Consider the following 17,932-nt stretch of genomic DNA (forward strand, 5'->3'; position numbering starts at 1 on the left):
TTTTCGCTCTTCTGCTGATGCGAGTGCCATAATTGCCCCATGACGAGCCCACATCACAGCAGCTTTCCTCCCTCGAACGCTCATAAACCGCCTGCGGCAGGCTCCCAAGCAGGCGCACATCAGGCGGAAGCAGATGCCCTGTCGATTGGCCTGAACCTGCGCCACTACCGCAGACGATCCGGGATGACCATGGCGGAACTGGGTGCGCTTGTGAGCCGGGCGGCATCGCAGATCTCCGCCTTTGAAACCGGCAAGCGAGCGCCCAGCCTCGACATGCTCGGGGCCCTGGCAAATGCACTGGACGTTTCTGTTGACGACCTCCTCAACCCCACCCCGGCCGATCCGCGTGCTGCGCTGGAACTCGAAGTTGAGCGCCGCCAGAACTCTTCGCTGTACTCCGTCCTGGGCCTGCCGACGGTCCGAGCGAAGTCATTGGGCAATGACGAACTCCAGGCGATTGCCTCACTGCAGCGGGCCCTGGCGACAGTCCTTGAACAGCGGGCCGCAACACCGGAGGAGGCGCGCCGGGCCAACCGAGTGCTGCGCGAAGAAATGCGCGCCCAGGACAACTACTTCCCGGACATCGAAGCTGCAGCGGCACAGCTGCTTAGCGCCATTGGGTCGGGCGACGGCCCACTGTCACAGGCACAGACAGCCGCAATCGCCAACCACCTGGGCTATTCCCTGCACTACGTGCCGGACCTTCCAGACTCCACGCGCTCGGTATCGGATACGCGCAATAAGCGGCTGTACCTGTCGAACGATTCACAGGCACTGGGCGATCCGCGCTCTCACGTGCTCACGGCCCTGGCCTCACACGTGCTCGGCCACACCCCGCCGAAAAGCTTCCAGGATTTCCTCCGCCAGCGCGTAGAAGTCAACTATCTGGCCGCAGCTCTGCTCGTGCCGGAAAAATCTGCTGTCGAACAGCTGCAGAACGACAAGAAAAACCGGAGTATTTCTATTGAGGAGTTGCGCGACCGTTTCTCGGTGTCTTACGAAACGGCCGCGCACAGATTTACGAACCTCGCCACCCGGCACCTCGACCTGCCGGTGCACTTCATGAAGGTCGCCAAGACGGGAACCATTCACAAGGCGTACTCCAATGACGGACTGCCCTTCCCCCAGGATCCCCTGGGCTCTGTGGAAGGGCAGTTTGCGTGCAAGCGATTCACATCGCGTGCCGTGTACCGGGTTGAAGACCGGTTCAGCCCGTACTTCCAGTACACGGACACCCCAGAAGGGACTTTCTGGTGCACAGCTCGGGTGCTGCCCGGCGGGGAGTTCTCCATCAGCGTCGGTGTGCCCTTCGCCCACGTGAAGTGGTTCACGGGCCAGGGAACCCCGCACCGGTCAACATCGAAGTGCCCGGACCCCAGCTGCTGTTCGCAGCCGCCGCAAGAGCTCAGTGCCAAGTGGGAAGACGCCTCGTGGCCGTCCGCCCGCACCCACGCATCACTCCTTGCCGCGGTCCCACCGGGGGTGTTCCCCGGTGTTGACCGCACCGAGGTCTACGCCTTCCTCGAGCGCCACGCACCGAGAGAGACTAGGACGATGGACGCGAGCAGCCCGAGCGCGCCGATGAACTCGAGGATCACGTCGAGGTAGGTGAAGTCGTAGAGCTCGCCATAGCCGCCATAGTTTGTAATGGCCAGGGAGAAGACCGCCATGAGCGTCGGCATTGACAGCACCATCAGCGGGACAAACAGTTTCTGCTGCTGCGCCAAGCTGATCAGTGCATCAGCGCGCAGGGCGCACGTGAGCGCCCCGGTCAGAAGCAACAGCACTAGAATCCGGGAAGCCGGGAAAGCCACATTGTTGGCGAGCATTCCTTCGAGGAAGGTCCCGCCGACGCTCACGGCAAGCACTGCAGCATAGAGGACCGCGCACATGATCCACGTCGAGGCGGGCGATCTTTGCTCGGTGTCGACGGTCAGCGGACTGTCGGTCGCGGCACTGTCGGTGGCGGCGGCAGACACGTCTGGGGGAGAAGCTGATGCCAGGCAGATCGCTGCCACCACAATGAGCTCGGGCAGGGCGAACAGCATGAGGTAGCCCGGAGTTTCCTCCATCGGAGGACTGACCATGTTCGCTTCAAGCAGCACGAGGATGCTGCAGACAATCGGGGGCAGTCCCAAATACATGACCATACGGTTGTTTCGCAGGAAGATTCCGATTTGCTCTCCGGGTGCAGCTAGGACCACGAGGATGCCTGCCGCTGCGAAAACGGCGGTTCCGATGAGCGCATACGTGTACGGGAGGACGTCGAGGAGCCCGTCACTGAATCCGTTGATGCATGCCGCGATGACAAACAGGGCGCCTGCCGCAAGCCACAGGGCACTGCCGCGTTCTCCGCTCGAATCACGCATTGTATTTTCCTTTCCGCGCCGGGGGCCATGCCCCGATTCCGCGCTTCCCAGCGGTCCCGGCATTCCTTCGCCGCCGAGATCCAGTTGTCTCAATATAGCTTCGGTGCTGAAAGTCAGCCACGCTTCGCCGCGACGATTTCGCGGGCCTGGGCAACTGCGTCTGGCAGTGAGGCTATGACGTAGTCATCTTCGGCAAGCGATGACAGGACTCCGGTCGAGCTCGCCAGGTGCTCGTGCTGTGCCTGCAGGCCTTTGACGATGACTGTGATCTTGCGCCGACCGAAGACCTTGATGAGTTCGGCAAGTACTCGGGCGCCGGAAGAGTCCATAAACCTCAATTGGGACAGTTTGAGGATGACGACGTCAACATCGTTAATGCCCTCAATGGCCTCGACGGCAGTGAGAATGCGATCGCCGATGCCGAAGTACAGTGCCCCGTCAAAGCGGACGATCGCAATGTGCTTGTCTTCCGGCTGGTGGGGTTCGGGGATCTCTTCGTGTTCGACCGCGGCGGTTTTCGACAGGGCCCGCAGTGCGAAGACGGCGGTGACCGCGATGCCGATGAGCACCGCGAAGATCAGGTCGAAGGACACCGTGATGAGTGCTGTGAGCGCAAAGATGAACGCGTCCTGCCTGCTGGTGCGAAGGATTCTGCCGGCGTTGTGATAATCGACCATGTTCACCGAGGTGACCAGCAGAACACCGGCCAGGGCAACCATCGGGATCTGGCTGACGAGCCCGGAGGCCAGGTAGACGACCCCGGCAAGGAACAGCGCGTGCACCACAGCTGCCAGGCGGGTGCGCGCTCCTGCGCGGACGTTGACGGCGGTGCGGGCAATTGCACCGGTGGCGGGCATGCCGCCGAAGAAGCCGGAGGCGACCCCGGCCAGGCCCTGCCCCAACAGTTCGCGGTCGCCGTCATAGGCGCCCGCCGACGTCATGCCGGAGGCCACGCGGGCCGACAGCAGCGATTCGATGGCGGTCAGGGCTGCAACGGCGACTGCGGGGCCGATGAGTGCTTGCAGCAGCGCTGGATCGGCTTCTGGGGCACTCGGTGCGGGAAGCGATGTGGGCAGTTCCCCGATCACGGCCAGCGGCGCGTCGGCCAGCTGAGCAATGACCGCGACAGCGATGATTGCCAGGATCGAACCGGGCAGCCGTTCGTGCAGGCGGGTCGAGCCGACCATGATGACGGCCACGACAGCGACCATGGCCAGTGACCACAGCATTTGGGTGATGTTGATGTGGGCAAAGGATTGGGCGGCCGCAATAATGGCGTTGGTCGAATCGCCCGGTTTCGAACCCAGGGCGGCGGGCACCTGCTGCATGAAGATGATGATGGCGATCCCCAGGGTGAAGCCCTCAATGACGGGCCACGGGATGAATGCGACCACCCGCCCCAGTTTGAGCACCGCTGCGGCGATCACCAGGATCCCGCCCATAATGGCGACTATCGGCAGTGCCTGATAGCCGAATTCCGTGGCGATCGGCAGCAGGATGACGACCATGGCGCCGGTGGGACCTGACACCTGCACGTGGGAACCGCCGAAGACCGCCGCAACAAAACCTGCCACAACCCCGGTGATGAGACCCATTTCCGCCGGTGCCCCACTGGCAATGGCGAAGGCGAGCGCCAAAGGAATCGCAACAATCCCCACCGTGATACCTGCCATGATGTCGCGCAGCCAGCTGGAGCGCAGCTCCGCATAGTCAGACAGCCGCGGGGACAGACGAGCCACTCGCAGTGCCGCTGCTTCTGCCCGCTGTCCCATGAATCTGCTCCTTGTATCCGCGTGCCGCACCCACTGCCGGGCCCGGGTGAGTGGCCCTCAGCTGGAGTCTATAGGCGGACCGGGCAGGCACCTCGTGATGTATGGCAGAAAACCACGAGGTGCCGCCTGGGTCGGTCTTCTCTGTCAGGCGGGTGCGCGCCTGCTGGTGGCGCGCCTGCTGGTGGGGCCATACAGTGAGGGCATGGATCCTAGAATTCACTTCTCAGCAGAGTCGCTGGCGAAGATCAAAGAGCGTATGGCCGGTGCCGAGCCTGACACTCCCCGACCGTCGGCCACCGTGATCTTGTTGCGTGATGGTGAGCGCGGCCCGGAGGTGTACCTGCAGAAGCGCCAGTCGTCGATGGTGTTCGGCGGCAGGCCCGTGTTTCCCGGTGGGAAGGTCGATGCGGCTGACAGTGCGGATATTGAAGCCTGGCACGGGCCGACACCCGAGGAATGGGCGCAGCGGCTGGGTGTCACCGCGGATGAAGCGCGGGGGCTGCTGGTTGCGGCGGCGCGAGAGACTTTTGAAGAGTCCGGGTATCTGCTGGCCACAGCGAGTGACGGCGGCGAACTGACAGCGCTCAACACGGATGAGTGGCGGGCCGACCGGGACGCTGTTGATGCGCGAGAGATGTCCTTTGCGGATCTTCTGCGCAAGCACGGGCTAGTGCTGCGCACCGATTGGCTCACACCGTGGAGTGTGTGGGTGACACCCGAGGTTGAGCCGCGCCGCTTCCACACGTGGTTCTTCCTGGCCGCGTGTCCTATGGGGCAGGAGGTGCTTGGGGTGTCGGCCGAATCCACTGTCGACGGGTGGATCACTCCGGCAGAGGCTGTGCGGAAGAGCGCTGCTGGTGAACTCCAGCTGATGCCCCCGCAGCTGTGCACTTTTGTGGAACTGCACGGGCACGCAGGTGTTCGCGAGGTGCTTGCGGGCGATCGCGACGTGCTCGAGGTGCGGCCGTTCGTTGTGGAGAACAGTGACGGGTCGGGGTACTTGGAACTGCCGGAAGAACTCGTTCGCTTGGCTGATGAGGTAGGGAGGGCAATCCTGTAGGGCGGCAGGTTCACTGGGAGCTGGCTGCAGCGGGGTTTCGGCCAGCCACGCCTATTTGTTCTTGCTTGCCTTCCTCGCTTCGCGGCGCTGACGGGCTCGAGCACGCTTGGTCTTGCGGATTTCGACGACCCAGCGGGGCACAAAGGGCCACGGCAACGGAATGCCAACTGATCCTATAAAGCCGATGCATCCGATGACGAAAGCAGCCATCAGCGGGACCGCATAAATCATTTCAATGAACTCGGGAAGGTTCAGGTGGCTGATCAACCACCTGACTGAGACAGCAGCCACGAGCAGCGTGGAGTACGGAAACGCGTAGAGCGCAAGATCGCGGTTTGGGGGAACATCGCCGGGGATTTCAATGTTCGTATTTGCGTCGTACCACTCCTCGGACCTGGGGCTCATCCGCACGCAGCGAATGTAGTAGGTCCAAGTGAGAACAGTGATAAGCAGTATCCCAAGGTGAAAGAGCCAGTTTCCAACGTCAGAATCCACAGAGAACGACCTCCCTCGGATGCTTGTGCCGACACTGAAGAAAACCTATCAGTGTTCCGCAGGAGCCACTCTGCTGATCAGAGGTGTTGCAACGACCCCTTGAATCCGCCCAGTCGATGACCTCCACAGCCGCCCAAATGGGCAGTTGCCCCGAGTATTTCTCCTTGTGATAAACAACGAAGTCTTCACGCGAAAGGGACAGTTCCTTGTCAAACCGGCGCTTCCACTTTTTGTAGGTCCGAGATGGTTCAGCTGAGCGACCAGGATCTCTGGCAACAGGGCCCAGCAGGTTGGGCTTCAAATGGATCAGGGGGGGCGATGCGTCCAAGCTCGTGCCCCAAGGCCGAACGAAATGCCAGTTCGATGGGTGTCAAAACGCCAACCCGCAGCCGCTCATCAAATTCGTATAGGGCAAGCACTTCCTCAAAGGAAGTGCCAACGATGAACTCGTCGAGTCGTTGGCCGCCATTCGACGACCTTTGACGGTACGGAAACCAGTATCCCGAGAGCCGGTAGTAGTTCACGCGCTCGAGTGCCCGGCGGGCCATCGCCTCATCTTCAATGTGCATACCGCGTAAGCGCAGAAGTTCGATCTGCTGACCATGAGACCTAAAGTTTTTCGACGGCTGCGCCACGTAAGCCCCTCGGAGGTCCGAAGAAAAATGAGGACCGGCCCTGGACTGCTACGAGGAGCAGCGGAACCGGTCTTGATGCGGCAACTCTACCTAAAATACCGCCTGCAGACAACGCTCCGACGAGACTCATGGAAAGTCCCCGGGTGAACAGGGTCCATGCCTCATGTATTTTTCCCCGCGAAATTTGTAGCTGCGGGACTGTATCTCTGCTGAATAGGGGGAAGATTGCGGCAAAAACTGCGATCCTGCCGCAATCTTCCCCTAGCCAGCAGAACTTCCGTCAACTGTGCATGGGTTCCTTACTCAGCTGAGCGCCACTCTGCGGTAGGTGCGGTCGGCGGCTGAGGCTGAGACGGAGAAGGAGTTTTCCCGGCGGAACCCCAAGTGAGCCAACGCCACCCCTTTTCCAGCGGACCCTGCTTGAATTTCTTCAACCACAGCGTGCTGATCACGGACTGGAGCAACAACATCACAATCACGAGCGCCCACGCCTGGTAGAAGACACTGTCAGGAGAATTGAGCTGATCCTCTGGGGGAGCAAGGAACGGCTTGGCTGCAACCATGACGAGGGTCGCGCCAATGTAGTTCGTCAGCGCCATACGCCCCAAGGGAGCGAAGACTGCCGCCATTACACGGCGCAGCGGAGTGTGCATGATCACCAGCACCAAAGCGATCCACAGGGCAGCATGGATCACTCCCACGACCGATGACGTCGAAGAGTACCCCGCCTTTGCGCGGTCCAGGTATTGGATGTAGCCGGCAACAACACCGACGGGCAATAGAATAAGGAGCGCCACGACGGGCTTCTTCGCATTTGCATCAAGACTCTGCGGCACCGACCATTCGGTAGCGGCAAAACCAAGAAGGAACATTCCCGGAATGAGCATCACGCCGCCAAACCAGGCACCCACGGCGGCCAAGAGGACACCGAGCACAAGGGCGATAATCCCCCGCTTTTCATGCTTCACAAACGTCAGCGGCCACAGGACGAACAAGCCGATGAGCGCGTAGGGCGTCAGGGCTTCTCCGTCGTGAAGTACGCCGTGCAGAAGCCCGAGGACAAACAGCGGGACCAATCGGCGCAGAAGAACCTTCCACTCCGGCAGCCCTCTCCTTTGCGCAGAGCGAACGATCATCGCAAAGCCAATGCCGAAAAGCAGCGAGAAGATCGGGAAGAACCGCTCGTGGAAAAGCATGTTCAACCATGTCCAGGCGATCGAATCTCGCGGGTCGAGCGGGTTCACGCCCCACAGCTCAATCACGTTGACAAATGCGATGCCACACAACGCCACTCCTCGGAGGACATCAAGTGACAGAAGTCTTTCTTTAGTCGGCGTAGCCTGTATCGCCGTGTGCTTCCCCATGCGGCAGCCTTTCCCACTTCCCTACACGTCAGAACTTGTAAACTAGCAACCCTCCGATTCCCCCCCCTCAGCATTTATTCAGGAATGTTCTGGCGGCTGTTTTCGTTGATCTTGTAGGCCTACACGTGCAGCGGCACACGCCAGCGCAGTGGGCTCCTGGGCTTATTGCCTCAGCAATGGCTCACATGGCATCGCCGAACTTTAGGAGGGCTCATGACTACGACGACAATCAACGTTTCCGGCCTCACCTGCAACCACTGTGTCAACGCGGTGAAGGATGAGCTCGGCGCAATCGACGGGGTGCAGTCCGTTGACGTCGAACTCGTCGAAGGCGGGGTCTCTCCCGTGACCATCGAATCCACCTTCCCCCTGGCCGAGGCTCACATCAACGAAGCTATTGATGAAGCCGGCTACACCATCGCCAAATGATCCGCGAAGTCGACCTTGCGATCACGGGGATGACGTGCGCGTCCTGCTCGTCGCGCGTGCAGAAGAAACTCAACCGGCTTGAAGGGGTCGAGGCGGTGGTCAACCTGCCGCTGAATTCGGCACACGTCGAGGTCAGCTCCGACGTCACCGACGACGAACTGATCTCCGTTGTCGAAAAGACCGGCTACGGTGCATCACTGTTGCACCCGCGCAGGGCAACAGCCCCAGAAGCTGAGGCCGCAAACGCCGCCAAGCCCAAAAACTCAGCTGACCAGACAGGCAACACGGAGCCAACGCCCGGGGAAACGGAGGCCACACATAGCCAAACCACCGACACCGACGGCCGCGATCCCAACCCCGACCCTCAGGGCTACCGCAAGCGCCTGATTGTCAGCGCGATCCTCGGGGTGCCCGTCATTGTGATTTCGATGGTCATGTCGTGGCATTTTCCCGGCTGGCACCTGCTGATCGCCGCCCTTTCGCTCCCGGTTGTCACGTGGGGTGCGTGGCCTTTCCACTCGGCGGCCTTCAAGGCGGCACGCGGTGGTGCTTCGACCATGGACACGCTCATCTCTGTGGGCGTGACCACCGCAACCCTGTACTCCCTGTGGACGACGGTGACGCTTGCGGCAGCCGGGCATTGGGCGCTGCCGCCCGGAAGTCACGTATGGTTCGAAGCCGCAGTTGCCGTCACAGTGTTTCTCCTGGCAGGACGGCTGTTGGAGAACCGCGCAAAGTCAAACGCGACGAAGGCCCTGCGCGAACTCATCAATCTGGGCGCAAAAGAGGCACTGCTGCTGGAAACCGGTTCCAATGGCCAGCAGACATCCCGCCTGATTGCCGCTGAAGACCTGAACGTGGGCGATGTTTTCCAAGTCCGCCCAGGCGAATCCATTGCCGCGGACGGAACTGTGCTCACCGGATCATCGGCAGTTGACGAATCTATGCTCACCGGCGAACCCGTCCCCGTCGACGTCAGCACCGGTTCGAAGGTCACCGGTGCGACGATGAACACATCGGGCACACTGACAGTCCGCGCCGACCGCGTTGGGGCCGACACGACACTGGCTGAAATGTCGCGCCTGGTGGCCCGCGCGCAGACCGGCAGGCCCGCAGCGCAGCGGATTGCCGATGCGATCTCCGCTGTTTTCGTCCCCGCAATTCTCGTGATCGCCCTGGCCACGCTGCTGGTGTGGGGCTTGGTGTTCAGCGCCTGGACCGACGGCCTGCACGCTGCGGTCACGGTGCTTGTCATCGCCTGCCCGTGCGCTTTGGGCCTGGCCACGCCGACTGCGCTGGCGGCTTCTTCCGGCAGGGGTTCGCAGCTGGGCATACTCGTGTCCGGCCCGCAGGCTATGGAGTCTGCGCGCACCCTCGACACGGTTGTGCTCGACAAAACCGGCACCCTCACCGAAGGCCGCATGCGTGTGGTCTCCCACGATCTTTCTTCAGCTGATCTGCTCATTGCCGCAGCCGCCGAAGCACCAAGTGAGCACCCCATTTCCCGCGCCATTGTCGAAGAAGCTGCCCGACTGGATGCCGAGGCGCCGCGCACCAAAGGCTCGGGCTCCGCTGAACAGCCGGTGGTCACCGACTTCGACAACATCCCCGGCGGGGGCGTCAAGGCCCAGGTGAACGGGCACGAGGTGCTGCTGGGCACCTCGTCATTGTTGACCTCCCGCGGGGTCCAGGTGCCAGCGGCCGATAACCACCCGGCAGCAACCGAGGTCGCAGTCGCCGTCGACGGAGCGTTCCGCGGCCGCGTGTGGGTTGCCGACACCGTCAAAGACGCCGCGAAGACCACGGTCGATGAGCTGCACCGACTGGGACTGCGCACAGTCCTGCTGACAGGAGACAACCCGGTGTCCGCGCAGGCTGTTGCCGATTCGATCGGCATTGACGAAGTTCACTCAGGTGTGAAGCCTGACGACAAGTACGCGCACGTGCGCGCTCTGCAGGATGCCGGACGCAGAGTTGCAATGGTCGGCGATGGGGTCAATGACGCTGCGGCTTTGGCCGGAGCGGATCTGGGGGTTGCCATGGGCACGGGAACCGATGTTGCGATTGCGGCCTCGGATATTACGCTCATGCGCTCCGACCCCAAGCAGATTCCGCAGGCCATCCGCCTGTCGCACCAGACGGTGCGCACCATCAAACAGAACCTGTTCTGGGCGTTCATCTACAACATGCTGGCCGTGCCGATTGCCGCTTCCGGCCAATTGGACCCGATGATTGCCGGTGCGGCAATGGCATTCAGTTCGGTTTTTGTTGTTCTCAACAGCCTGCGCCTACTGCGCTTCACATAGGCTGTTCTGCTCCTGGGCGGCAAGTCGATTCTCAGCGAGAGGCGACTTGCCGCGAGTGAATCCCCAGCGGGGTGTCAGTCCATGACGGGCGAATCGGGGTCGTGCTCAGTCTTGTCCTTCGACACGATGTAGTTCATGAGCGCGGCCAGCCCGGTGACCACGATCGCCGTGATCACGGTGTAGAGCAGCACCAGTCCAAAGCGCTCAAACGACTGCCAGCCGCGGGTGAAGATCATTGTCAGCACGAACACGATGAGGGCCGTGATGATGCCGAAGGTGTACGTGTCCTTATAGGACACAGCCTTGGTCGAACCCGAGCGCTGCGAAACCGACTTGTCTTTTGCCATGCCGTCCAGTGTACGCGCGTCCGAATGGCAAGCACTGTTCGGCAGTGTCAGCGCCTCTGTTTAATATGTGACCCAGATGACAAAGCAGTCGCGGAAGGGACACCATGACAGAGCACAGCACAACGGGCAACAGCCCGGGCAGCGGCAGCGCTGCTCAGACCGCAGAGGCGGCAGGACCGCTGGCAGGGCTGAAAATCGTCGAATTCACCGGACTGGGGCCCGGCCCGCACGCAGCTATGGTCCTGGCCGACCTCGGTGCTGACGTTGTGCGGATCGATCGGCCGGGCCAAGCCGAAAAGTCTGACCTCACAGCGCGCGGCCGCAGGATCGTCGAAGCCGATCTGAAAGATCCCTCGGCCGTCGAAAGCGTGCTCGAACTCATTGACCGTGCTGATGTGCTCATCGAAGGATTCCGTCCGGGAGTCATGGAGCGCCTTGGCCTGGGCCCAGACGTGGTCCTCGAACGCAATCCCGGTCTCATTTACGGCCGCATGACCGGCTGGGGACAGGACGGCCCGCTGGCAGACCGGGCGGGGCACGACATGGGCTACATTGCACGCACCGGCATGGCCTCGCTCATCGGCAGCGCTGACAGTGCACCAGTCGTACCGCTCAACCTGGTGGGCGATTTCGGCGGTGGGTCCATGTTCTTGGTCACCGGCATCCTCGCGGCTCTTTTCGAGCGCAGCTCAACCGGCCGCGGTCAGGTGATCGACGCCGCTATTGTCGACGGCACGGCAAGTCTGTCCGCCATGCTGTGGGCTCTGAAAGACACCGGCATGTGGCAGGACGCCCGCGGGCGGAACTTCCTCGACGGATCACAGCCGTCGTACTCCTACTACCGCACCTCCGACGGCCAATATCTTGCCGTGGCACCGCTGGAACCGCAGTTCTTCGAAGAGCTGCGCACCCACCTGGACCTTCCCGAATGGACACAGAAGGCCCGTTTCGATCCGCGGAAGTTCGCCGAAGTCCACCAGCTCATTGCCGAAGCGATTGCCAAGCACCCGCTGGCGCACTGGACGGAAGTCTTCGACCCCACCGACGCCTGTGTTGCACCCGTGTGGTCCATGGAACAGGCACTCGAAGACCCCCAGCTGAAAGCCCGGGGCACGTACACAGAAGTCGACGGTGTCAGCCAGCCGCGACCGGCACCTCGTTTTTCTGCACACGGCCGGTTGGACCCCCGCCCAGTCAGCAAAGAGGCCCAGCCGATCGACGGGATCATCCACGGATGGTCTGTCCGCTAGAACTCAGTACAATACCCATCGGAAAGGGGTGGGCATGCACATTGTCTTGGTCGAAGACGACGAAGTGATCCGCGAAACCACGCAGTTGGCCCTGGAGCGCTTCGGCTATACGGTCACGACTTTCGCAGACGGCCGAGACGGCTACGAATACGTGGCCGAACACGGTGCCGATGCCGTGCTCCTCGACCTCATGCTGCCCACTATGAACGGGGCGTCCATCACGCGAGCCATCCGCGAAAAATCAGCCGTGCCGATCATTGTGATCTCCGCACGGTCCGATCCAATCGACGTCGTTCAAGCTCTCGAAGCCGGTGCGGACGACTACCTGACGAAGCCCTTTGACATGCAGGTGCTCAATGCGCGCATCCGCACAATTGTCCGCCGTTTCGTCACTGCAGGCACAGGGGCGATGGGATTCGGTTCGACTCGCGTCGGACAGGATGCCGTTGATTCATCCGCCCCCACCGGGGGCAGGCAGAAGACCGCTGCCGAAAGCTCACGGTGGGAGGCCAGCCGCAACGACACTGCGCCCATCCTCGGCACCGGCGCAATTCCGGAAGTCCTCGGTCCCACACCGGGACTTCCGAATCCGTCACGAGGCACTCCGGGAGGTTCCGCCGGCAGCCCCGAAACGCGCTCAACGACCAAGTTGGGCTCTCTCGAACTCGACAACAGCAGGCTGACGGTCACCGTCGACGGAGCAGAAGTCCACCTCACCCCCACCGAACTGCGCATTCTTCTGCTGCTGACAGAAGACCCCAAGCACGTGTACTCACGCGAAAAGATCGCAATGACAGTGTGGGGCTGGGAGTGGGCCGGCGATACACGCGTTGTTGACGTGCACATTCAGCGGCTGCGCAAGAAGATCGGTGCCCGCATGATCGAAACCGTCCGCGGCTACGGCTACCGCTTTGCAGGCTGAGCCGTGTCCCTGCGGCTGAAATTCGTTCTTGTTCTTGTCATCGGGGTAGTGCTCACAGCGCTCATGCTCGGCGCGATCGTGCGCTACACCGCCGGCAGCGCCGAAGACACCCTGCTGCGCGGGCAAGCCGAATGGAAACTCGAACAGGCTCACAGTATCTACACCGAGTCAGGTCGGCTTCTGATGGACAGCAGCATCGACAGCCCCCGCCTTCCCGAACAGGCGCGCGAATCTGCCCGGCAGGGACGGACCGTCACAGTGCGTGGGCACCTGCCCGAAACCGGCGAACCGGTCATGTGGGCAGCCATGCCGATCACCGTCGGCGATGAAAAGAAAGTGCTGTCGGTCTACCACTCAGCAGCCGAATACGAACAGATGCGCGAACGCTTCAACAAGAGCATTGTCTTCGCCTCAGTCTTCGGTGCGGTGCTGATCGGCGGAATCGGCGCGCTGACAATCGGGAGTCTTTCGGGACGACTGACCCGCGGGGCCGAAGTCGCCCGGCAGATAGCCGCAGGCGACACCTCGGTGAAGATCGGCGATGTCATCACCACCGGACACGACGAAGTCGCCGACTTCGCCGATGCGGTTGACTCCGCCGTCGCACAGCTGTCAGAGCGCATCGATACCGAACAGCGCTTCACAGCCGACCTGGCACACGAACTGCGCACACCTCTGACCGGGCTGATCACCGCCGCCAGCCTGCTGGAAGAAGACTCGCGACCAGCCGAACTGGTCAAGGAGCGCGCCCGCAGACTGCAGGATCTTGTCGAAGACCTGCTTGAAGTGTCCCGGCTAGAGGGCGGGGCCGCGCACGTCGACATTCAGCCCATGCACGTTGCGTCCACACTGCATGCGCTCATCAGCAATCTGCGGTCATCCGGCGCGGTCGGCGAGCACGTGATCAACGCCGACTTTGCGCTGGCTGATGTCACCATCAACACCGACCAGCGGCGCTTTGAGCGGATCGTCTCCAACCTGGTCATCAACTCCATCAAGCACGGCAGCGACCCGATTACGGTCACCGCAACAGACAGGGCCGTGCGCGTCGAAGACAACGGTCCCGGCTATCCCACCGACATCCTCACGCTTGGCCCCACGCGCTTTTCCAGCGGGGGCGGAGGCGGTATGGGCCTAGGCCTGGTGATCGCACAGGGGCAGGCGAAGCTGCTCGGCATGGACCTGGTTTTCGGCACCGGTCACACCGGAGGTGCGAAAACCGACCTCAAATGGAGCAAGAGCGCCCTGGCCAGCTGAGACAGCCGCTCCCCTGCCTCAAGCACCCCGGCGTGACGCTCACTCGCTCAGGGCGAGTGCCGCCTTGATGTGCCCGATGTGGCTGTAGGCCTGCGGTGTGTTGCCCAGGTGCCGTTCTGCTACGGGATCGTATTCTTCCGGCAGCATGCCCGTGGGCCCGATGAGCGCTTCCATGCGGCTGAACAGATTGCGCGCATCTGCCGTCCGGCCGACCATCTGCAGAGATTCGATCAGCCACGACGTGCAGATGTGGAATCCGCCTTCAAGCCCTGGCAGGCCGTCGTCGTAGCGGTAGCGGAACACCGTGGGTCCTTCGCGCAGGCTGCGTTCAACGGCGTCGACAGTTGCGCGGAAGCGTTCGTCATCTGCCGGCAGCATGCCGGACAGGCCGACGAACAGGCACGCGGAGTCAAGGTCTTCTTCGCCGTAGGCGACGGTGAACGCACCGACCGTGGAGTTGAAGCCCTTGGAGCAGACGTCGTTTTTGATGTCTTCGCGCAGCTGCGGCCAGCCCGCGCCTGCGGGACGGCCGAACTCTTCGGCTGCCGCGAGGGCCCGATCGACCGTCTGCCAGCACATGACCTTGGTGTACACGTTGTGCTTGGGGGCACGCCGGGCTTCCCAAATGCCGTGGTCGGCTTGGTGCCAGCGGTTTGCAACCGCCTGCACGAGGGCTTCCAGCAGCGACCAGTGCGAATCGGACAGTGTGCCGTCAAAGCGGGCAAGGCTGACAATGAGGTCGGCAATCGGTCCGAACACGTCCAGCTGAACCTGGTGTTCGGCGGCATTGCCCACGCGCACGGGCCGCGAACCGGCATAGCCGGGCAGGTGTTCGAGAACAGCTTCGGTCACCAGGGGTGAACCGTCGACCGCGTACAGCGGGCGGAGCTCTTCGACGGTCAGACCCTGTTCGGCAGCCTGTTCGATGATCGTTTCGAGCCACGCCAGGAAGCCGCGGGCTTCAGCCGCAGAGCCGAGGTCCACGAGCGCGGAAGCGGTGAGAGCGCCGTCGCGCAGCCAGGTGTAGCGGTAGTCCCAGTTGCGCACTCCTCCGATGCCTTCGGGCAGCGAGGTGGTGGCGGCGGCTAGGATTCCCCCGGTGGGTGCGTGGCACAGTCCGCGCAGTGTCAGCGCGGAGCGGCCTACGCGATCGCGCGATTGTTCGGGCAGGCTGAGCTTGCCGACCCATTCGCGCGATGCTTCTTTCGCGGCTGCGCGCACAGCTGCTTCGTCTTCAAGGACAGCAGCAGCGGTGTTTTCAGCCGCACCGAGGATCAGCGCCAACACGACGGGAGCGCTGTCTTCGAGTTTGACGCGAGCGACAGCGGTTTCTGATTCGCCGTCCTGGATGACTTTGAACTGCACGCCGGGTGCGACAAGTTCAACGGCTTCTGTCGCACCGCGTACGCGCACACCGCGGTCGGTGAGCTTCAGGCGCACGGGGTAGGCGCCGTAGTCGGGCCGCGGTGCAAAGCGGATGAGCGCTTCGCCTTCGCCTTTGAGTGTGCGCACCAGCACTGCCGAACCGGCTGGGTCGGCCTCGGCAACGGGTGCCAGGTAGTCGGTGACGGACACCTGCTGCCAGCGGGTTTCGAGAATGTGTGTGGCATCGCGGTAGCGCTGCGAGATGGGCAGTGCGTTCGGTTCGCGTGCAGGCACCACGGAGAAGTAGCCTGCGTCGTCGCTGCCGAGGATTTCGGAGAACAGGGAGTTCGAGTGCGGCAGCGGGTGCGGCAGCCACGAGATCTGCGCGGTCGGGTCGACCAGCGCGGTTGTCGTTCCGTTGGACAGCAGCGTGTAGCGCTCAATGGGCACGGCCTCTTTGCCGAACAGCCACGCCCGCCGCAGCGCCACGACCGAGGACAGCACGAGTGCAACTTCGGAAGGCCCGCTCAGCAGGAACTGGGCGGCGGTTTCTGCGCCGGGCGCGCTTTCGCCGCCGTGCCGGTTTTCGGCTGCGGCTTCTGTGACTTTCAGGCCGAGGTCGGCTTCGCCGAGCGATGCGAAGGCCGGTTCGTCCGATGCGTCATCCCCAATGTAGAGCACGGTCGGCTGGCCCAGACGGCGGCGCAGTTTGTTCAGGGCATCGCCCTTGGTGGAGTCGACGACAGTGAGGTCCACGACCTCTTTTCCGCGCACGGAGCGCACGCCCGAAAGCGCTTCGAGCCGTGCCACAGCGTCTTCTGCCTGGCGGCGCTGGGCACCTTCGAGTCCGCGCAGGTGAATGGCCGCGCCGGAGGGCTTGGGTTCGATATTGAGTGTCGGCATGGCCGCGTGCACCGAGGCAAGACCGTGGCGCAGGTTCGACAGCGCGTGCTGTTCCGACCGGGAGAGAGACTCTTCGAAATCCGTATCGGTTTCGCCGCCGTGGGAGCCGACCAGGTGGACTTCCCTGGGCAGTCGCGACATAGCGGCGAGGTCTCGCAGGGACCGCCCAGAGATCACTGCCGAGGTGGTGTTCTCAAGTTCTGCCAGTGCCCGCAGCGCCTGCACCGATTCTTCTTTCGGGTAGGCGTGGGCGGGTGAATCGACAATGGGGGCGATGGTGCCGTCGTAGTCAGTGGCGACAAGAAGCTGTTCGGCACGGGCCAGCTGCTGGATAAACCGGAACAGCTCTGGATCGAGTTTTCGCAGAGCCGTCTGTACGTCGATGCCGTGGGCATCGGCTGAGCTGGGACCGATGTGCGCGTGGTTGCTCATTCCCTATCCTCGCTGATTGCGCCGGTGTTTTTCCTATTGTTGCGTGTAAAGCCCCCAACCGCATAGACCACCCCGATGATCGTTGCGGCAGCACCGGTCAGGCCCATTTCTGACAGTGCTTTCATATTCGAGCCTAAGATCATGGCGACTGCAAGGAGCAGGTGGACGGCCGCGGCGATTGCGAAATCAGTGGACATCCGCTGGTGTTTTACGCGCACGTAGATCCAGGCTTCGAGCAGTCCGTGCAGCAGCGCCCACACCATGATTGCCGCCCGCACACCGCCGACTTCTGTCGCGAAGGCCAAAAAGCCTGCCGCGGGCAGGACCACAACGGCCTGCCCCAGCAGCTGGGTGCGCAGGGCGGGGGTTTTCGCCGCCTGGCCCAGCAGCATGAGTCCCTGCACCACGATGTAGGCCAAAATGAGCAGCGCTGCAGTGCGCACGCCGACGGCGGTGTTGAAGGGGCTGTCGACCTCCACTCGCGGCCAGAACACCACGACGATTCCGAAGATGACCGACCACAGCCCCCGGGCAATCATCCACGTGGCTACCCGGCCGTAGTGGGTGAACTCGTTTTCTTCGGCCGCAGTTGCGCGCGCTGTCTGTGAGCCGCGGGCTTCGCCCGGGCTGGAAACGTCACTTTGCCGAGACATGCAGCTTGTCGCCGTCCTGGGTCAGCTGAGCTTCTTGCAGTCCCTGCTGTGCGGCACCGGAAATGAAGGAGCCGTCTTTTGAGGAGAAGTGCGATGTGTGGCAAGGGCACACAATCTTCTCTTCGTCCACCTGATTGACCAGGCAGCCCTGGTGCGGGCACACCGCGGAGAACGCTTTGAACTGGCCCTTTTCCGGCTGCACCACAACGAAGTTGTCCTTGATGACGCCCGAGCCTTCGGGAACATCTGCGGCGTTGAGTTCGATTTCGCCGAGGTCCTGGCTGGAGCAGGCGGCAAGACCGGCACCCGTGGCTGCCGCAGTTCCAATGACGCCTGCGCCCTTGAATACATCGCGCCTGCTCATGGTGGACAT

Annotated in this window: 16 protein-coding genes; 7 read left to right on the forward strand and 9 right to left on the reverse strand. The window is 62.5% G+C overall.

The features are described 5' to 3' along the window. Nucleotides 1-39: 39 nt before the first annotated feature. On the forward strand, nt 40-1,608 hold the full coding sequence (locus GC119_RS05135; protein WP_151952615.1) for a helix-turn-helix transcriptional regulator: 1,569 nt from the start codon (nt 40-42) through the stop codon (nt 1,606-1,608). Here the strand turns inward: GC119_RS05135 and GC119_RS05140 are convergent. Both GC119_RS05140 and GC119_RS05145 read right to left on the reverse strand, forming a co-directional pair. Next, a complete protein-coding gene (locus GC119_RS05140) occupies nt 1,512-2,369 on the reverse strand; it encodes a hypothetical protein (RefSeq protein WP_070776741.1) in 858 nt (285 codons plus the stop codon). The two genes, GC119_RS05135 and GC119_RS05140, sit on opposite strands and share 97 nt — an antisense overlap. 113 nt (nt 2,370-2,482) lie before the next feature. Beyond that, the gene (locus GC119_RS05145; RefSeq protein ID WP_070575846.1) at nt 2,483-4,141 is read right to left on the reverse strand and encodes a SulP family inorganic anion transporter; all 1,659 of its coding nucleotides are present in this window, start codon (nt 4,139-4,141) and stop codon (nt 2,483-2,485) included. 202 nt (nt 4,142-4,343) lie between these two features. Here GC119_RS05145 and GC119_RS05150 point away from each other — a divergent pair, with 202 nt between their 5' ends. After that, nucleotides 4,344-5,201, forward strand: coding sequence for an NUDIX hydrolase (locus GC119_RS05150; RefSeq protein ID WP_151952616.1), 858 nt, complete (start codon nt 4,344-4,346; stop codon nt 5,199-5,201). A gap of 51 nt (nt 5,202-5,252) precedes the next feature. Here GC119_RS05150 and GC119_RS05155 read toward each other — a convergent pair whose 3' ends face one another. From GC119_RS05155 to GC119_RS05170, 3 genes are all read right to left on the reverse strand, one after another. Continuing rightward, nucleotides 5,253-5,606, reverse strand: coding sequence for a hypothetical protein (locus GC119_RS05155; RefSeq protein WP_226829269.1), 354 nt, complete (start codon nt 5,604-5,606; stop codon nt 5,253-5,255). Nucleotides 5,607-5,944: 338 nt separating this feature from the next. Next, entirely contained in the window at nt 5,945-6,331 is a 387-nt protein-coding gene (locus tag GC119_RS05165) for an Abi family protein (protein WP_151952619.1), read from the reverse strand. A gap of 299 nt (nt 6,332-6,630) precedes the next feature. Beyond that, nucleotides 6,631-7,695 (reverse strand): DUF418 domain-containing protein, encoded by a 1,065-nt coding sequence (locus GC119_RS05170; RefSeq protein ID WP_070575864.1) that lies wholly within the window; start codon nt 7,693-7,695, stop codon nt 6,631-6,633. Nucleotides 7,696-7,908: 213 nt separating this feature from the next. On the opposite strand from GC119_RS05170, the gene GC119_RS05175 reads away from it, so the two are divergent. Continuing rightward, nucleotides 7,909-8,124, forward strand: coding sequence for a heavy-metal-associated domain-containing protein (locus GC119_RS05175; protein ID WP_070575867.1), 216 nt, complete (start codon nt 7,909-7,911; stop codon nt 8,122-8,124). Next, the gene (locus GC119_RS05180; protein ID WP_151952620.1) at nt 8,121-10,430 is read left to right on the forward strand and encodes a heavy metal translocating P-type ATPase; all 2,310 of its coding nucleotides are present in this window, start codon (nt 8,121-8,123) and stop codon (nt 10,428-10,430) included. The genes GC119_RS05175 and GC119_RS05180 overlap by 4 nt, the downstream gene beginning before the upstream one ends. Before the next feature lie 74 nt (nt 10,431-10,504). Here the strand turns inward: GC119_RS05180 and GC119_RS05185 are convergent, their stop codons facing one another. Further along, nucleotides 10,505-10,777, reverse strand: a complete 273-nt coding sequence (locus GC119_RS05185; protein WP_070575873.1) for a hypothetical protein — start codon at nt 10,775-10,777, stop codon at nt 10,505-10,507. A gap of 104 nt (nt 10,778-10,881) precedes the next feature. Here GC119_RS05185 and GC119_RS05190 point away from each other — a divergent pair, with 104 nt between their 5' ends. Genes GC119_RS05190 through GC119_RS05200 form a run of 3 tightly spaced genes read left to right on the forward strand, consistent with a single transcriptional unit; the run spans nt 10,882 to nt 14,206 of the window. Continuing rightward, entirely contained in the window at nt 10,882-12,027 is a 1,146-nt protein-coding gene (locus tag GC119_RS05190) for a CaiB/BaiF CoA transferase family protein (protein WP_151952621.1), read from the forward strand. Between the two features lie 34 nt (nt 12,028-12,061). Further along, the gene (locus GC119_RS05195; RefSeq protein ID WP_070575887.1) at nt 12,062-12,949 is read left to right on the forward strand and encodes a response regulator transcription factor; all 888 of its coding nucleotides are present in this window, start codon (nt 12,062-12,064) and stop codon (nt 12,947-12,949) included. Nucleotides 12,950-12,952: 3 nt separating this feature from the next. Next, nucleotides 12,953-14,206: a sensor histidine kinase gene (locus GC119_RS05200; protein ID WP_151952622.1), complete on the forward strand. Its 1,254-nt coding sequence runs from the start codon at nt 12,953-12,955 to the stop codon at nt 14,204-14,206. 39 nt (nt 14,207-14,245) lie between these two features. Here the strand turns inward: GC119_RS05200 and otsB are convergent, their stop codons facing one another. The 3 genes from otsB to GC119_RS05215 are packed head-to-tail and all read right to left on the reverse strand — an operon-like array spanning nt 14,246 to nt 17,932. Then, nucleotides 14,246-16,906: a trehalose-phosphatase gene (gene otsB, locus GC119_RS05205; protein ID WP_226829272.1), complete on the reverse strand. Its 2,661-nt coding sequence runs from the start codon at nt 16,904-16,906 to the stop codon at nt 14,246-14,248. Then, nucleotides 16,903-17,559: a hypothetical protein gene (locus GC119_RS05210; protein ID WP_151952623.1), complete on the reverse strand. Its 657-nt coding sequence runs from the start codon at nt 17,557-17,559 to the stop codon at nt 16,903-16,905. Before GC119_RS05210 ends, otsB begins: the two co-directional genes overlap by 4 nt. After that, nucleotides 17,543-17,932 carry a ubiquinol-cytochrome c reductase iron-sulfur subunit gene (locus GC119_RS05215; RefSeq protein WP_226829274.1) on the reverse strand — a complete coding sequence of 130 codons (390 nt, stop codon included), beginning with the start codon at nt 17,930-17,932 and terminating at the stop codon, nt 17,543-17,545. The genes GC119_RS05210 and GC119_RS05215 overlap by 17 nt, the downstream gene beginning before the upstream one ends.

The organism is Brevibacterium sp. Marseille-P9724, assembly GCF_902500275.1.
Classification (GTDB): Bacteria; Actinomycetota; Actinomycetes; order Actinomycetales; family Brevibacteriaceae; genus Brevibacterium.

Coding starts and splice junctions, on each gene's coding strand:
- GC119_RS05135 (WP_151952615.1), top strand. CDS start 40: ATGACGAGCCCACATCACAGCAGCTTTCCTCCCTCGAACGCTCATAAA.
- GC119_RS05140 (WP_070776741.1), bottom strand. CDS start 2,369: ATGCGTGATTCGAGCGGAGAACGCGGCAGTGCCCTGTGGCTTGCGGCA.
- GC119_RS05145 (WP_070575846.1), bottom strand. CDS start 4,141: ATGGGACAGCGGGCAGAAGCAGCGGCACTGCGAGTGGCTCGTCTGTCC.
- GC119_RS05150 (WP_151952616.1), top strand. CDS start 4,344: ATGGATCCTAGAATTCACTTCTCAGCAGAGTCGCTGGCGAAGATCAAA.
- GC119_RS05155 (WP_226829269.1), bottom strand. CDS start 5,606: ATGAGCCCCAGGTCCGAGGAGTGGTACGACGCAAATACGAACATTGAA.
- GC119_RS05170 (WP_070575864.1), bottom strand. CDS start 7,695: ATGGGGAAGCACACGGCGATACAGGCTACGCCGACTAAAGAAAGACTT.
- GC119_RS05175 (WP_070575867.1), top strand. CDS start 7,909: ATGACTACGACGACAATCAACGTTTCCGGCCTCACCTGCAACCACTGT.
- GC119_RS05180 (WP_151952620.1), top strand. CDS start 8,121: ATGATCCGCGAAGTCGACCTTGCGATCACGGGGATGACGTGCGCGTCC.
- GC119_RS05185 (WP_070575873.1), bottom strand. CDS start 10,777: ATGGCAAAAGACAAGTCGGTTTCGCAGCGCTCGGGTTCGACCAAGGCT.
- GC119_RS05190 (WP_151952621.1), top strand. CDS start 10,882: ATGACAGAGCACAGCACAACGGGCAACAGCCCGGGCAGCGGCAGCGCT.
- GC119_RS05195 (WP_070575887.1), top strand. CDS start 12,062: ATGCACATTGTCTTGGTCGAAGACGACGAAGTGATCCGCGAAACCACG.
- otsB (WP_226829272.1), bottom strand. CDS start 16,906: ATGAGCAACCACGCGCACATCGGTCCCAGCTCAGCCGATGCCCACGGC.
- GC119_RS05210 (WP_151952623.1), bottom strand. CDS start 17,559: ATGTCTCGGCAAAGTGACGTTTCCAGCCCGGGCGAAGCCCGCGGCTCA.
- GC119_RS05215 (WP_226829274.1), bottom strand. CDS start 17,932: ATGTCCACCATGAGCAGGCGCGATGTATTCAAGGGCGCAGGCGTCATT.